The organism is Pedococcus sp. P2_F6, assembly GCF_056403675.1.
The window spans coordinates 38,914-54,120 of the sequence record NZ_JBFUEZ010000002.1 but is presented as its reverse complement, the minus strand read 5'-3'; the positions used below and the strand labels follow the sequence as shown (position 1 = coordinate 54,120).

Sequence of the window (15,207 nt, the reverse complement as noted above, 5' to 3'; positions counted from 1 at the left end):
ACATGCCAGGTCCACGCCGTCTGTATGCCGTGCTGCTGGGTGCAGCCCTCGCGATCGGTTCGGGGGTGGTGTCGGGGTCTCCCGCGGTGGCGGTGCCACCGACCGCAACGGTCACCCTCGTCGGAGACCTGCAGACCGAGCTCGGCTGCTTCGAGGACTGGTCGCCTCCGTGCGACGCCTCCAAGCTGGCCCGGGTCGGCACCACTGCCACCTATGCGAGCACCTTCACCGTGCCAGCGGGGACGTGGGCCTTCAAGGTCGCCATCAACGACTCGTGGGCGGTCAACTACGGGGTGGACGGCAAGCCCGACGGGGCGAACCTCTCGCTCAAGCTGCTCAGCCCGATGCGGGTGGCGTTCAGCTACGACGACACGAGCCACGTGGTCTCCTTCGCCCCCGCAGACCTTGCCGGGGGCACGACGGCCGCCGACGCGGCATACGCGAAGAGCTCCTTGCGCTCCTCCCTGACCCGTGAGCGCTTCTACTTCGTCATGGCCGACCGGTTCGCCAACGCCTCGACGGCCAACGACGCCGGAGGGTTGACGGGTGGACCCTTGACGACGGGTCTGGACCCGACCGCCAAGGGCTTCTACCACGGTGGCGACCTCAAGGGCGTCGAGAGCAAGCTCGACTACATCAAAGGCCTTGGCACCACAGCGATCTGGCTGACGCCGAGCTTCAAGAACAAGGCGGTGCAGGGCGGCCCGGGGCAGGAGAGCGCCGGGTACCACGGCTACTGGGTCACCGACTTCACGCAGATCGACCCGCACCTGGGAACCAACGCCGACATGACGTCGCTGATCGCCGCGGCCCACGCCAAGGGCATGAAGGTCTTCTTCGACATCATCACGAACCACACGGCCGACGTCATCGACTACGAGGGCGGCAAGTACACGTACCGGTCCAAGGGCAGGTTCCCGTACAAGGACGCATCGGGCACGACCTTCGACGACCGTGCCTACATCGACAAGGCGTTCCCGGAGATGAACCCGGCCACGTCGTTCCCGTACGTGCCCTTCTTCCACCCGGGCGGCGACACCGCCAAGGTCCCGGCGTGGCTGAACAACCCGCTGATGTACCACAACCGAGGTGACTCGACCTTTGCCGGCGAGTCCTCGACCTACGGCGACTTCTCGGGACTGGACGACCTGTTCACCGAGCGCCCCGAGGTCGTCAAGGGCATGGGCGACATCTACAAGAAGTGGGTCGACTTCGGCATCGACGGGTTCCGCATCGACACCGTCAAGCACGTGAACCTCGAGTTCTGGCAGAAGTTCATCCCCGACATCCTCGGCCATGCCAAGCAGGCCGGGAAGCAGGACTTCTTCGCCTTCGGCGAGGTCTTCGACGGAAACCCCGCGGTCATGTCCGAGTACACGACGGCCGGCAAGCTCCAGGCCACCCTCGACTTCGGGTTCCAGCAGCAGGGCGTCGACTTCGCCAAGGGCCGGCCCGCCAAGACCTTGGCCGACTTCTTCGCCAAGGACGACTGGTACACCGACGCCGACAGCAACGCCTACCAGCTGCCGACGTTCCTCGGGAACCACGACATGGGCCGCGTCGCGATGTTCCTCAAGGACTCGGCGACCACCGAGGCCGAGCACCTCAAGCGGGTCCAGTTCGCGGACTCGCTCATGTTCACGACACGCGGCAACCCGGTCACCTACTACGGCGACGAGCAGGGCTTCGTGAGCACCGGTGGTGACCAGGCCGCGCGCGAGGACATGTTCGCGAGCAAGGTCGCCCTCTACAACAACGAGACGGTGCTCGGCGGCCCCGACGGCTCCATGGACCGGTACGGCACCACCAACCCGATCTACCAGCACATCGCGGCACTGTCCCAGGTCCGGGCCAAGCACCCTGCGCTCGCGGACGGTGCCCAGATCAACAGGTATGCCGCCGACGGTGCCGGAATCTTCGCGGTGTCCCGCATCGACGCGGGGCAGAAGGTCGAGTACGTGGTCGCGGCCAACAACGACACCAAGGCTTCCACGGCCACGTTCCCGACGTGGAGCAAGGGCAACGGGGTCGTGTTCACGCCGGTGTTCGGCACCGACACCGCGACCAAGCCGAAGGCTGACGGGTCGGTCACCGTCACCGTCCCGCCGCTCACGGTGAGCGTGTGGCGGGCCAACAAGGCCATCGCCACCTCCGGCGCGGTCCCGACCGTCCAGGCCGAGGTGGTCGGCGCAGACGGTGGCCACGGCATCTACGGCCGCGCCGAGATCACGGCGAAGGTCCAGGCCAGCACCTTCGCCCAGACGACCTTCCTCTACCGGCCGGTCGGGACGTCGACCTGGACGACCCTGGGCACCGACGACAACGCTCCGTTCCGCGTGTTCCACGACGTCTCGGGCTTCCCGGTCGACACCTACCTCGAGTACCGGGCCGTCACCAAGGACGCCGCTGGCCGGGTCGCCGCCGACTCCACCTGGGCTGTGGTCGCGAACCCGCCCCAGCCGGTGATCGACAACGGTGACCGGCCTCCCACGCAGCCGACCAGCGTCACGGTGGCCGGCACGCACAACTCCGAGATGGGTTGCTCGGAGGACTGGATGCCTGCGTGCACCCAGGCCATGCTGGCGTTCGACCCCAACGACGGCATCTGGAAGAAGGCCTTCACCCTCCCCGCAGGGTCCTACTCCTACAAGGCCGCTCTCGATGGCGGCTGGGCGGAGAACTACGGCGACAAGGGGATTCGCGACGGCGCGAACATCTCCTACGACACCGACGACGGCAAGGTGACCTTCTACTACGACCCCACGACCCACTGGGCGACGTCCGACGAACAGGGGCTGATCGTCACGGCGCCGGGCACCTTCCAGTCCGAGCTCGGCTGCTCCGCCGACTGGCAGCCCTCCTGCATGCGACCGTGGTTGCAGGACAAGGACGGTGACGGTGTCTTCACGTGGTCCACGAAGCTGATCCCCGCCGGCGACTACGAGTTCAAGGTGGCCTACGGGCTGTCGTTCGCCGAGAGCTACGGGGACGGCGGTGGTCCGGGCAACATCGCCCTGACCGTGCCTGCTGCCGGCGCGACGACGACCTTCAGCTTCGACTCGGTGTCGCACCTCACGACGGTGACGAGCGAGTGAGGGGCTAGCTGACCAACGCGATGCGACGGCCTTCGAGGTGCACGCGGAAGCCTCCCGCGACCACCTCGACGCTGGTCAGGCGCATGCCCTGGGGCAGTCCCTCGACCTGCTGACGCACGGTCACGAGGCGGCGCACGGCAGCCGAGGCCGCGGTGTTGAGGAGGTCCGGGCCGCCCAGGTCCACCGTCTCCGGCTCGATCACGAGCAGGCCGTCCTCGGCGCGCACGGTGCCCGTCGCGGTCACCGGTACGTCGCGACCCAGCAACGTCACGGTCCGGCGCAGGCCCGCGTGGCCCGACCCCGCGGCATACAGCACCACGCCGTCGCCCACCTGCGCGCCGGCGGACGCGAAGGGGAGGACGGCGTCGATGGTCAGGCTGCCCGCGGTGAGGCCCCGCTCGGTGAGGCTCACCTCGCGCCCTGTCGCGCGCACGTCGGTGAGCGGGCCGTCAGCCGTGAGGACGGCGGCGCTGTCGAGGGCGACTGTCGACAGCCAGGTCTGTCCCTGTCCGAGCCGCGTGGGTGCGCCGGGGATCGCCACCGGCGGCGGGCTCGGTGGCGGGTCGTCGTGAGGGACGGACAGCACCAGGGCCGCAACCCCTGCCCCGAGGAGGAGGGCAGCGGCCAGCAGTCCGGTGAGGAGACCGAGCAGGAACCTGCGCATGCCCCATCCTCTCCCGTGCTGGCGACCCTGCCGGCTCACTGGGTGGTGGCGGCGTCCTCGACCTCGCGCTGTCCCACCTCGAGCTCCTCCACGTCGCGCCCCTCCACCTCGCGCTCCTCCACGTCGCGCCCCTCGACCGGCTGGGCGGGCCGCCGGCGCCAGGCCGGGAGGAAGCAGACGAAGCCCAGGGTGCTGATGGCCCCCGCGACGACCATCGCCGTGGCGATCGACGTGCGCGCAGCCAGGAGGCCGAGCAGGGGACCCGCGACAGCGCCGCCCGCCTGCATGACGAGGGAGCCCAGGGACAGGATCGTCGCTCGGTTCTTCGCGCTCGCCTCGCGGTGCATCAGGCCCATGTACGCGGGACTGGCAGCCCCGTGCAGCGAGTAGGTCACGAGGTAGGCCGCGATGAGGGCGGCAGGCCCCAGGACCAGACCCATCGCCACGACGCCCAGGCCGTTGAGCACGCGACCGAGCACGGCGGCCTGCACCAGCCCGAAGCGGTCGGCTGCGCGCCCGCCGAGCCAGGACCCGACCGAGAACAACGCCCAGCCTCCCGCCGCCGCCGGGCCCATCCACGCTCCGGCCCTGGCCTCCGAGCCGAGGAGGTCGGACAGGCGCAGGGGCATCAGCGTTTCGTAGGCCATCATCCCGATGACCCAGAAGAGCTCGACCGTGACCAGCCCGGCCAACACGCGGTTGCGGGTCACCAGGAGGACGCCGTCGCGCACCACCACGGGCGTCTCACGGACCGAGTCGGCCAGCCGGGCCCGCATCTTGCTGTCGCTGCGCGGGGTCTCGAGCAGCAGCACGACGGTGGCGACCAGGTGCACGACGCACAAGGCCACGAAGACCTGGATCGGCAGGAGCAGCGCGCTCGAGTCGCGGAACGGGTGCCAGGCGACCAAGGCACCCGACACGAGTGCACCGCCACCCATGCCGATCCCGACCAGCACGCCCTGAGCAGACATGGCGCGGTGGACGTCGGCCCCTGGTTCGCGCTCGTGAACCGTGTCGACGTACCAGGCCTCGAGGGGCCCGGAGTCCAGCGCCCGGTAGACCCCCATCAGGCCGGCCGACAGGGCGAACTGCCAGAAGGACTGGGCGAAGAGAAAGGCCACGCCGGCGCCGATGTTGACCACCCCGGCGACCAGCAGGAGCGGACGCCTGCCGAGCGCATCGGCGAAGCCGCTCGTCGGCAGCTCGAGCAGGAAGACCATGATCCCCTGCGCGGTCATGTAGAGCGTGATCTGCTGGATGGTGAGGCCGCGCTCGCGGGCGACGAGGGTGAAGATGCCGACCACGAAACCGACGGGGAGCCACCGGGTCGTGCTGAGGATCAGGAAGACCCGCTTGGCGGCTGTGGGGGAGAGGGTGGTCACGACATGTCCTTGCCGGTCGGGACCCGGTCGAGGTCCAGCGGGTAGATGGCGCTGTAGACGGCCAGCCGCCGTGCTTTCGGGTTGCCCTGCCCCACGCGGCGGTACTTGAGGAGGAGCTCGTCGAGCTCGACCTTCAGCTGCTCCACCTGCTCGGGGGTGGCGACGACGAAGTTGTCGCTCATCCCCGCCGCGTCCCGCCACTCGAGGGGCCAGGTCTCCTGGACATCGAGCCAGCGCTCGAACTGCTGGGCGAAGTGGCGGGCGTAGTCGCGCACCAGCCAGTTGAGCGCCGTCTCGGAGTCCTCGTCGCCGGCGAAGTCGCTCGCCTCCCAGGTGTGGAAGTCGGTGGCCGCCTGCCAGAGCCGTCGCTTGCCCTCACCCTCGCCGGTGTCCGAGACCAGGCCCACCGACTCGAGCTTGCGCAGGTGGTAGGACGTCGCCCCCGAGTTGGTCGAGAGCCGGGTGGCGAGGTCGGTGGCGGTCGCCGGGCCGTCGATGCGCAGTGCGCTCAGCAGTCGTGACCGCAGGGGGTGGGCGAGGACCTTGAGCGCGGCGGCGTCGAGCCGCAGGCCGGTCAGGTCGCCGATCTTCGTGGTGGAGGGGGCCATGCGTGCACAATACCTTTGCATAGTTCGTTTGCACAAGTAGTGTGCAACAAAAATGTGCATGGGTATCGCCGCAGGTCAGGGGCTGTTTCCCGGGCTGTCAGAGGCGATTTGGGTGCACAGCGCGTTGCCCGTAAACTTGAGCACTGTTGTGCCGTGCGCCCTCGAAAGGCGACACCCCGGACCGCCCAGCGGTCCGTGCGCCTCGGGCGCACACGGCATACCGAACCATCGCAGTTCCTCATGACCACCGCATTTCCCAGACATGACCGATGTAAAGGTTCAGAACTTTGCGCACCTTCACCCCGAAGCCGGCCGAGGTCACTCGCACCTGGCACGTCATCGACGCCACGGACATCGTCCTGGGTCGCCTGGCGAGCCAGACCGCGATCCTCTTGCGCGGCAAGCACAAGACCACGTTCGCCCCGCACGTTGACGGTGGCGACTTCGTCATCATCATCAACGCCGAGAAGGTCGCCCTCACCGGCGCCAAGCTCGAGCAGAAGAAGGCCTACCGCCACTCCGGCTTCCCGGGCGGCCTCAAGAGCACCTCCTACACCGAGCTGCTCGCCAAGAGCCCGGCCAAGGCCGTGGAGAAGGCCGTCCGCGGCATGCTCCCGCACACCACGCTCGGTCGTGAGCAGCTGACCCACCTCAAGGTCTACGCCGGCTCCGAGCACCCGCACAGCGCCCAGAAGCCCGTCCCGTTCGAGATCACCCAGGTCTCCCAGTAAGGATTTCTTGTGACTGATATCAACACTGAGACCCCTGTCGAGGGTGACGAGGTCGAGCTGACCGAGTACACCTCCGAGTCCGAGGGCCCCGTCTCCGACGAGCCCACCCGTCGCGCGAGCGCCACGGCGCCCGGCGCCGCGACCGGTCGACGCAAGCAGGCCATCGCCCGCGTGCGCATCGTCCCCGGCACCGGCGAGTGGAAGATCAACGGCCGCACGCTCGAGGCGTACTTCCCCAACAAGGTCCACCAGCAGATCGTCAACGAGCCGCTCACGCTGCTCGAGCTCGACGGTGCCTACGACGTGCTCGTGCGCGTCCACGGTGGTGGCCCCTCCGGCCAGGCCGGCGCGGTCCGCCTCGGCGTGGCCCGCTCGCTCAACGGGATCGACGAGGAGCTGAACCGTCCGGCGCTCAAGAAGGCCGGCTTCCTCACCCGTGACGCCCGCGTCCCGGAGCGCAAGAAGGCTGGTCTCAAGAAGGCCCGCAAGGCTCCGCAGTACTCCAAGCGCTGATCCTGGCTCCTGCCAGCAGCACCGCCCCAGGCGGCACCCGACAGTTCGGGTGCCGCCTGCGGCGTTGTCAGGAGTAGGTTCGCTCCAGTTGCGTCCGTGTGCCCGGGCCAGGCCGACGAGGTATGCCGGGTGCGCACCCTGATCGTCGGAAAGGCTCCCCTCCATGCCCACAACGGCACGACTCTTCGGTACCGATGGTGTTCGCGGCCTCGCGAACGTCGACATCACGGCCGAGCTCGCGCTGCGGCTCAGCGTGGCGGCAGCGCACGTCCTCGGTGACGACGCCCGCCGCGCCGGTCGCCGCCCCAAGGCCGTGGTCGGCCGGGATCCCCGCGCCTCGGGTGAGTTCCTCTCTGCCGCCGTGATCGCGGGCCTGGCCTCGGCCGGGGTCGACGTCTACCACGCGAACGTGCTGCCGACGCCCGCCATCGCGTTCCTCACCGGGGACACCCATGCCGACTTCGGCGTGATGCTGTCGGCGTCGCACAACGCCATGCCCGACAACGGCATCAAGTTCTTCGCCGCAGGTGGTCACAAGCTCGACGACCAGATCGAGGACGAGATCGCCGCCCGGCTGGACCAGGAGTGGGACCGCCCCACCGGCGCCGACGTGGGTCGGGTCGTGACGATGCCCGACGGGCACACCCGCTACATCTCCCACCTCCTCACGGTGTTGCCCAACCGGCTCGACGGCATCAAGGTCGTCATCGACGGTGCCCACGGAGCGGCGAGCTCGGTCTCGCCCGAGGTGTTCCGGCTGGCCGGCGCCGAGGTGTTCGAGATCGGCACCGAGCCCGACGGCCTCAACATCAACGACGGATACGGCTCGACCCACCTCGACCACCTCAAGGCCGCCGTGCTCCGCCGCGGTGCGCACCTCGGCATCGCCCACGACGGGGACGCCGACCGCTGCCTCGCCGTGGACGCGAACGGCGTCGAGGTCGATGGCGACCAGATCATGGCCATCCTCGCGGTGTCCCTGAAGTCGCGGGGAGCCCTCGCCAAGGACACGCTGGTCGCCACGGTGATGAGCAACCTGGGTCTGCTCCAGGCCATGGAGCGCGAGGGGATCGCGATGCGGCAGACCGCGGTGGGCGACCGCTACGTCCTGGAGGACATGCGGGCGTCGTCGTACTCCCTGGGTGGCGAACAGAGCGGCCACGTCATCTTCCTCGACCACGGCACCACGGGCGACGGTGTCCTCACCGGCCTGATGCTGGCTGCTCGCGTGGCCGAGACCGGTCGGCCGCTCTCCGAGCTGGCCACCGTGATGCGCCGCCTGCCTCAGGTCCTGATCAACGTCAAGGACGTCGACAAGTCTCGCGTCGAGTCCGACGAGGAGCTCCAGCAGGCCGTCAAGGCCGAGGAGGTGGCGCTCGCCGGCACCGGTCGGGTGCTGCTGCGCAAGTCCGGCACCGAGCCTGTCGTCCGTGTCATGGTCGAAGCCGGCGAGCAGCAGCAGGCCCAGGCAGTGGCCGACCGTCTCGTCGAGGTCGTCAAGGCCCGACTCTCCCTCTGACGCCACACCGCGCGCCGCGAGGCGAGGCGTGCCGGATGGTCCCCACCCGGCATATCTGCTCGAAAAGCGTTGCTGGCTTAAGCGGACTCGTCGAGGAGGCCGACGATGTGCCGGGCGATCTCGAAGGAGCTGGTCGCGGCCGGCGACGGGGCGTTGAGGACGTGCACGACCGAGCCGGAACGCTCGATCAGGAAGTCGTCGACCAGCGAGCCGTCGCGCTTCATGGCCTGGGCGCGGACCCCTGCCGGGGCCGGCACCAGGTGTTCGTCGCGCACGTCGGGGACGAGGCGGCGCAGGCTGTCGGCGAACCGGTGGCGGGACAGGGACCGCACGATCTCCGCGGAGCCGGCGCGGTAGTTGCGGGCGGCGAGCCGCCAGAAGCCCGGGTAGGTCAGGGTGTCGCGCAGCTCACGCAGCTTGACGGTGCGCCAGTCGTACCCCTCTCTGGCGAACGCGAGCACGGCGTTCGGCCCGGCGTGGATGTGCCCACCGATGCCCCGGGTGAGGTGCACGCCGAGGAACGGGAAGTCCGGGTCGGGTACGGGGTAGATGAGGTTTCGCACGAGCGGTGTCGCTTCGGGCGTCAGCTCGAAGTACTCGCCGCGGAACGGCACGATGCGGGCCGAGGGCTGGTGGCCCAGGCGGCGCGCGACCTCGTCGCAGTGCAGACCGGCGCAGGCCACGACGAGGTCCGCCGCGATGTCGCCCGCCGTGGTGCGCACGATGGTCGTGGCCGCCGAGCGGACGGCACCGAGGACCTCGGCCCCCAGTATGAGGGTGGCGCCTGCCCGTTCGAGGCGCCGCACGAGGGCCTCGCACACGGCGCCGTAGTCGATGATCCCCGTCGCGGGAACGTGGAGGGCGGCGAGCGCGCTGACGTGCGGTTCGTTCTCCCTGGCCTGTTCCCCGGTCAGCCTGTTGACGACCAGACCGTTGGCGAGGCCGCGCTCCTGCAGGCGCGCCAGACCCGGCAGCTCGTCCTCGCGCGTGGCCACGACGAGCTTGCCGCAGATCTCGTGGGGGATGGCCTCCTCCTCCGCGAAGGCAACCATCGATGCGGCGCCGGCTCGGCACATCAGAGCCTTCTTCGAGCCGGGCGCGTAGTAGAGCCCCGAGTGGATCACCCCACTGTTGCGCCCGGTCTGGTGGGCCGCCCAGCGGTACTCCTTCTCGACCAGCGTGACGTGGGCGTCAGGGTGCTCTCGGCACAGCCGCTCCGCGACGGCGAGCCCGATGATCCCGCCGCCGATCACGAGATAGCGCAGCGGCGTCGGCATGCGCCCAGCGTAGAACCGGCCGGGACGGACCCGTGGCGGAACGACCATGATCGGCGCGCCGGAATGCCCATGGCCGGCCAGCGGTTGTCACGACCGGTTGGTGAGCCGAGGATGTCACCACCCGTCACCCCACCGAAGGCGAGCGCCATGCCCCACGAGTCACTCACCGAACCGCTCTACTCCATCGCGGCCACCGCCCAGGGCGGCAGGGCCGGCCACGTCACGAGCGAGGACGGAGTCGTCCACCTCAAGCTGGGCAAGCCCGGCAGCAAGGCCAACCCCAAGGCCAACCCCGAGACGCTCTTTGCCTCCGGCTTCGCCGCCTGTTTCGGCAACGCCCTCAACTCGGTGGCCACGGCGATGGGTCTGGACACCTCGGACTCGACCGTCACCGCCACCGTGACGCTCGGGAAGACCGACACGGGTGTGGGTCTCGCGGTCGCCCTCGTCGCGGACGTGCCGGGCCTCGACCGCGGCACCGCCCAGCAGCTTGTCGACGCCGCCCACGAGCGCTGCCCCTACTCCAAGGCCACCCGCGGCAACATCGACGTCACGGTCGCCCTCGCCTGAGTGCGGTCAGACCAGCCGCGACAGCAGGCCGGTGTCGACGTCGTACATGAAGCCGCCCACGGCGACCTGGTCGCCGATGAGGGGGTGCGACCGGACGGCGCGCACGTCGGCGAGCAGCGCTTCCCGCTGGTCGTCGATGACGTGGAACCCCTGCCACGAGGCGTCCTGACCGGCCGAGGCACCGACGCGCTCGCGCAGCTCGGCCTCGGTGTTGCTGGCCATCGCGCACCGGGTGTGGGGGACGATGAGGATGCGCTCGACCCCGAGCAGGTGCACGCCGAGGACCAGCGCCTCGAGGGCGTTGGCCGTGATGCGCCCACCGGGGTTGCGGAAGATCTTGGCGTCGCCCGGGGACAGGCCGAGCATCCGCAGCGGGTCGATGCGCGAGTCCATGCAGGTGACCACGGCGACGCCGCGGTGCGCGATGCCGTCGAAGCCGCCGAGCGTGAAGCGGGCGGCGAACGCCTCGTTCGCGGCGAGGAGGTCGTCGAATCCTTGGGGGGCAGGAGTTTCGTTCACAGGAGTCCCGGTCGCTTGGGGATGGACATGGCCATCGGCTTGATGGTGGACGCGAAGAAGTCGTTGCCCTTGTCGTCGACGACGATGAAGGCGGGGAAGTCCTCGACCTCGATCTTCCAGACGGCCTCCATGCCGAGCTCGGGGTACTCCAGCACCTCGACCGACTTGATGCAGTCCTGGGCGAGCCGGGCGGCCGGACCGCCGATCGAACCGAGGTAGAAGCCCCCGTGCGTGTCGCACGCATCGGTGACCTGCTTGGAGCGGTTGCCCTTGGCCAGCATCACCATCGAGCCGCCGGCAGCCTGGAACTGGTCGACGTAGGAGTCCATCCGACCGGCTGTCGTCGGGCCGAACGAGCCGCTCGCATAGCCCTCCGGCGTCTTCGCCGGGCCGGCGTAGTAGACGGCGTGGTCCTTGAGGTACTGAGGCATGCCGTCGCCGGCGTCGAGCCGCTCCTTGATCTTGGCGTGCGCGATGTCGCGGGCCACGACCAGCGGACCGGAGAGCGAAAGTCGTGTCTTGACAGGGTATTTCGTGAGCTCCTCGCGGATCTCGTCCATCGGCCGGTTGAGGTCGATGCGCACGACGTCGTCGCCCTCGTCCTCGAGGTGCTCCTCGGTCGTCTCGGGCAGGAACCGCGCGGGGTCGCGCTCCAGGACCTCGATGAAGACACCCTCGGGGGTGATCTTGCCCAGCGCCTGGCGGTCGGCCGAGCAGGAGACGGCGATGGCGATGGGGAGCGACGCGCCGTGGCGCGGGAGCCGGACGACCCGGACGTCGTGGCAGAAGTACTTGCCGCCGAACTGGGCGCCGATGCCGAAGTTGCGGGTCAGCTCGAGGACTTGCTCCTCGAGCTCGGTGTCGCGGAACCCGTGCGCCGCGATGGACCCCTCCCTGGGCAGCTCGTCGAGGTACTTGGCCGACGCGTACTTGGCTGTCTTGAGGGCGAACTCGGCACTCGTGCCGCCGATGACGATGGCCAGGTGGTACGGCGGGCACGCGGAGGTGCCGAGGCTGCGCAGCTTCTCGTCGAGGAAGGCGAGCATGCGCTCGGGGTTCAGGACCGCCTTGGTCTCCTGGTAGAGGAACGACTTGTTGGCGCTGCCACCGCCCTTGGCCATGAACAGGAACTTGTATGCCGTCTCGTGCCCCTCGGCGGTGTCGGCGTAGAGCTCGATCTGGGCGGGGAGGTTGGAGCCGGTGTTCTTCTCCTCCCACGTGGTGATGGGCGCCATCTGCGAGTAGCGGAGGTTGAGGCGGGTGTAGGCGTCGTAGACCCCGCCGGCGATGGCGCGCTCGTCGGTGCCCGCCGTGAGCACGTGCTGGCCGCGCTTGCCCATCACGATCGCCGTGCCGGTGTCCTGGCACATGGGCAGGACACCGCCGGCGGCGATGTTGGCGTTCTTGAGGAGGTCCAGCGCCACGAACTTGTCGTTGTTGCTCGCGTCCGGGTCGTCGATGATGCGACGCAGCTGGGCCAGGTGCGCGGGGCGCAGGTAGTGCGCGATGTCGTGCATGGCCGTCTCGGTGAGCGTCCGCAGCGCCTCGGGCTCGACCTGCAGGAACGTGCGTCCGCCGGGTCCCTCGACGGTGGAGACGCCTTCTGTGGTGACCAGGCGGTACTCGGTCTCGTCCGGGCCGATCGGCAGCAGGTCCGCGTAGTCGAAGTCGTTCTCGGGCATGGTTGGGGATGTTCTCCTTGGTCTACAGCTCGTCGAGGGCGGGGGCGTAGGCCCCGGCCTTCCCGACCGTGACCCCGCTGGTGGCTGTGCCACGGGCGACGGCCGGTCGGACGTCCTCCAGTGTCGCGCTGCGGAGGCGCTCGCGCGCACCCGGGTCGCCCAGCAGGCCGGAGGCGAGCAGGCCGGAGATGAGCCCGGCCATGAAGGAGTCGCCGGCCCCGACGGTGTCGACGACCCGTTCGGCTGCGGTTGCGGCGCTGCCCTCCTCTCCGGTCCCCGTCACGCGGAAGACGACGCCGTGCTCGCCGCGCGTGACGACGCAGAGCGAGGCACCGAGCTCGCCCCAGTGGGCCATCACCTCGGAGGGTGCCTGCCCGGCATACAGCAGCTCGAGGTCGTCCTCGCTGGCCTTGACCACGTCGGCGAGGGCGATGATGCCCTCGACCTGCTCGCGCACGTCGTCGAGGTCGCCCATGATCCCCGGGCGGATGTTGGGGTCGTAGGAGACGGTGCCCAGCTCACGCATGGTCCGCAGGCCCTCGAGCACGCTGGTGGCGCCGGGCGCCAGGACGGCCCCGATCGAACCGGTGTGCAGGTGGCCAGTGCCGTCGGCGGGCTGGATGGGCGGGAGGTTCCAGTGCAGGTCGAACACGTAGGTGGCGGCACCCGACGCGTCGAGCCGAGCCACGGCCGTGGACGTGGGGTCGTCCCCGCGGCTCGTGGGGAGCACGGTCACGCCGTGGCGGGCCAGGTGCCCGGCGATGCGCTCCCCGCGCGGGTCGTGGCCCAGCGACGTGGCGAGGTCGACGGGGTGGTCGAGCCGGGCCAGGCCTACCGCGACGTTGGCAGGGCTGCCTCCGACGTGTTCCACCAACTCGCCGTCCGGGTCGATCACGATGTCGATGAGGGCCTCGCCCACCACGAGGACGCGGGGGCGGGTCACGACGAGGCCCCGCGGGCGTGGTCGAAGTCGATGGACGAGTAGGCGCGCAGCTTGGCGAGCTGGTGGTGGCTCTCGATGAGCCGGATGGTTCCGGACTTGGAGCGCATCACCAGGGAGTGGGTCGTCACCCCGCCCGCGCGGTAGCGAACCCCCTTGAGCAGCTCGCCGTCGGTGATGCCGGTGGCCACGAAGAAGCAGTTCTCGCCGGTGACCAGGTCGTCGGTCGACAGCACCCGGTCGAGGTCGTGCCCCGCGTCGACGGCGCGCTGGCGCTCGTCGTCGTCCTGCGGCCACAGCCGGCCCTGGATGACGCCGCCGAGGCACTTGATCGCACAGGCCGTGATGATCCCCTCGGGCGTCCCGCCGATGCCGAGGAGGAGGTCGATGCCGGTGTCGTCGCGGGCCGCCATGATCGCGCCGGCCACGTCGCCGTCGGAGATGAAGCGCAGCCGTGCCCCGGCGTCGCGCACGTCCGCGGCGAGCTGCTGGTGGCGGGGGCGGTCGAGCATGACCACCGTGACGTCTTCGACGGTCTCCTTCTTGGCCTTGGCGATCCGCTTGATGTTCTCGGCGACCGGGAGGCGGATGTCGACGACGTCGGCGGCCTCCGGACCGGTGACGAGCTTGTCCATGTAGAAGACGGCGCTGGGGTCGTACATCGACCCGCGCTCCGACACGGCGAGCACCGAGACGGCGTTGGACTGGCCCTTGGCCGTGAGCGTCGTGCCGTCGATCGGGTCGACGGCGACGTCGCACTCGGGACCGACGCCGTCGCCGACCTCCTCGCCGTTGTAGAGCATGGGGGCGTCGTCCTTCTCGCCCTCGCCGATGACCACGACGCCCTTCATCGACACCGTGCTGATGAGCGCGCGCATGGCCTCGACGGCGGCGCCGTCGGCGCCGTTCTTGTCGCCGCGGCCGACCCAGCGGCCACCGGCCATGGCGGCTGCCTCGGTCACCCGCACCAGCTCGAGGGCGAGGTTGCGGTCAGGTGCCTCGACACCCACGCGCAGGGACGAGGGGAGGTGCTGCTCGGACATGCATCGATCCTTCACACGGCGACGGGTGAGCGCGTGCAGCCTATCGGTGGCGGGGGCGGTTGGCGCCGAGCGGTGCGCGTCATGGACGATGGGGGTGTGAGCGCGCCCGCACCCCGTAGTTCCTATGCCAACGGCTCCGCGGCCAACATGGTCCGGTCCCTGGTGGTCATCGGCGTGATCGTGGCGGCGCTCATCGCCATCGTGCCCCGGGTCAACAGCGTGTCGCAGCCTCCGGTCGACGTCGCTGGAGCCTCCGTCGAGGTCGCCAGGGAGAGCGGCTGGCCGATCGACCGGCCCGAGGCGCTGCCCGACGGCTGGAAGGCGACCAGCGTGCGCTACGTGCGTTCCACGGGCGGCCTGATGACCTGGCACGCGGGCTACCAGTCGCCGACGGGCAACTACATCGCGATCGAGCAGACCAAGGACGCGACCGACGAGTGGGTCTCCGCCCAGACCAACCGGGCCACCAAGACCGGTGAGGTGCAGGCCGCCGGCAAGACGTGGGGCACCTACGTGCGCAGCGGCAAGCTGCAGAACAGCCTGGTCCACCGGGCGCAGACCCCCACCGAGCTCACCACGATCGTCACGGGCACCGGCACGTTCGAAGAGCTGACGGCCTTCGCCGAGACGCTGCGGCCGGTCGCGACCGGCTGACGCCGCGCCC

At 69.8% G+C, this 15,207-nt stretch carries 14 protein-coding genes; 6 read left to right on the top strand and 8 right to left on the bottom strand.

Annotated features, from left to right (window positions below; translation table 11 throughout):
- The first annotated feature begins 2 nt into the window (after positions 1-2).
- Entirely contained in the window at positions 3-3,095 is a 3,093-nt protein-coding gene (locus AC1DWP_RS05620; protein WP_477613489.1) for a pullulanase X25 domain-containing protein, read from the top strand.
- A 4-nt stretch (positions 3,096-3,099) separates the two neighbouring features.
- On the opposite strand, the gene AC1DWP_RS05615 is transcribed toward AC1DWP_RS05620, so the two are convergent.
- The 3 genes from AC1DWP_RS05615 to AC1DWP_RS05605 are packed head-to-tail and all read right to left on the bottom strand — an operon-like array spanning position 3,100 to position 5,749.
- Positions 3,100-3,759: an LmeA family phospholipid-binding protein gene (locus AC1DWP_RS05615; RefSeq protein ID WP_477613488.1), complete on the bottom strand. Its 660-nt coding sequence runs from the start codon at positions 3,757-3,759 to the stop codon at positions 3,100-3,102.
- A 35-nt stretch (positions 3,760-3,794) separates the two neighbouring features.
- Positions 3,795-5,141, bottom strand: a complete 1,347-nt coding sequence (locus AC1DWP_RS05610; protein ID WP_477613487.1) for an MFS transporter — start codon at positions 5,139-5,141, stop codon at positions 3,795-3,797.
- Positions 5,138-5,749: an ArsR/SmtB family transcription factor gene (locus tag AC1DWP_RS05605; protein WP_477613486.1), complete on the bottom strand. Its 612-nt coding sequence runs from the start codon at positions 5,747-5,749 to the stop codon at positions 5,138-5,140. The genes AC1DWP_RS05610 and AC1DWP_RS05605 overlap by 4 nt, the downstream gene beginning before the upstream one ends.
- Positions 5,750-6,036: 287 nt before the next feature.
- Between AC1DWP_RS05605 and rplM the strand changes: the two genes are divergently transcribed.
- The 3 genes from rplM (at position 6,037) to glmM (ending at position 8,512) form a co-directional block, all read left to right on the top strand.
- The gene (gene rplM / locus AC1DWP_RS05600; protein WP_140743592.1) at positions 6,037-6,480 is read left to right on the top strand and encodes a 50S ribosomal protein L13; all 444 of its coding nucleotides are present in this window, start codon (positions 6,037-6,039) and stop codon (positions 6,478-6,480) included.
- A gap of 9 nt (positions 6,481-6,489) precedes the next feature.
- A complete protein-coding gene (gene rpsI / locus AC1DWP_RS05595) occupies positions 6,490-6,993 on the top strand; it encodes a 30S ribosomal protein S9 (protein WP_477613485.1) in 504 nt (167 codons plus the stop codon).
- A gap of 163 nt (positions 6,994-7,156) precedes the next feature.
- Positions 7,157-8,512 (top strand): phosphoglucosamine mutase, encoded by a 1,356-nt coding sequence (gene glmM, locus AC1DWP_RS05590; protein WP_477613484.1) that lies wholly within the window; start codon positions 7,157-7,159, stop codon positions 8,510-8,512.
- Between the two features lie 77 nt (positions 8,513-8,589).
- On the opposite strand, the gene lhgO is transcribed toward glmM, so the two are convergent.
- The gene (gene lhgO, locus AC1DWP_RS05585; protein WP_477613483.1) at positions 8,590-9,789 is read right to left on the bottom strand and encodes an L-2-hydroxyglutarate oxidase; all 1,200 of its coding nucleotides are present in this window, start codon (positions 9,787-9,789) and stop codon (positions 8,590-8,592) included.
- Positions 9,790-9,936: 147 nt separating this feature from the next.
- Between lhgO and AC1DWP_RS05580 the strand changes: the two genes are divergently transcribed.
- Complete coding sequence (locus AC1DWP_RS05580; RefSeq protein WP_477613482.1) at positions 9,937-10,359, top strand: Ohr family peroxiredoxin; 423 nt, start codon at positions 9,937-9,939, stop codon at positions 10,357-10,359.
- Positions 10,360-10,365: 6 nt separating this feature from the next.
- Here the strand turns inward: AC1DWP_RS05580 and AC1DWP_RS05575 are convergent, their stop codons facing one another.
- From AC1DWP_RS05575 to glpX, 4 genes are read right to left on the bottom strand one after another with little or no spacing between them, the layout of a single operon-like run.
- Positions 10,366-10,878, bottom strand: a complete 513-nt coding sequence (locus AC1DWP_RS05575; RefSeq protein WP_477613481.1) for a beta-class carbonic anhydrase — start codon at positions 10,876-10,878, stop codon at positions 10,366-10,368.
- Positions 10,875-12,560, bottom strand: a complete 1,686-nt coding sequence (locus AC1DWP_RS05570) for a fumarate hydratase (protein WP_477613480.1) — start codon at positions 12,558-12,560, stop codon at positions 10,875-10,877. The genes AC1DWP_RS05575 and AC1DWP_RS05570 overlap by 4 nt, the downstream gene beginning before the upstream one ends.
- A 22-nt stretch (positions 12,561-12,582) precedes the next feature.
- Positions 12,583-13,503, bottom strand: coding sequence for a carbohydrate kinase family protein (locus AC1DWP_RS05565; RefSeq protein WP_477613479.1), 921 nt, complete (start codon positions 13,501-13,503; stop codon positions 12,583-12,585).
- Positions 13,500-14,543, bottom strand: coding sequence for a class II fructose-bisphosphatase (gene glpX, locus AC1DWP_RS05560; RefSeq protein ID WP_477613478.1), 1,044 nt, complete (start codon positions 14,541-14,543; stop codon positions 13,500-13,502). The genes AC1DWP_RS05565 and glpX overlap by 4 nt, the downstream gene beginning before the upstream one ends.
- 96 nt (positions 14,544-14,639) lie before the next feature.
- Between glpX and AC1DWP_RS05555 the strand changes: the two genes are divergently transcribed.
- Positions 14,640-15,197 (top strand): DUF4245 domain-containing protein, encoded by a 558-nt coding sequence (locus AC1DWP_RS05555; RefSeq protein ID WP_477613477.1) that lies wholly within the window; start codon positions 14,640-14,642, stop codon positions 15,195-15,197.
- Positions 15,198-15,207 lie beyond the last annotated feature (10 nt).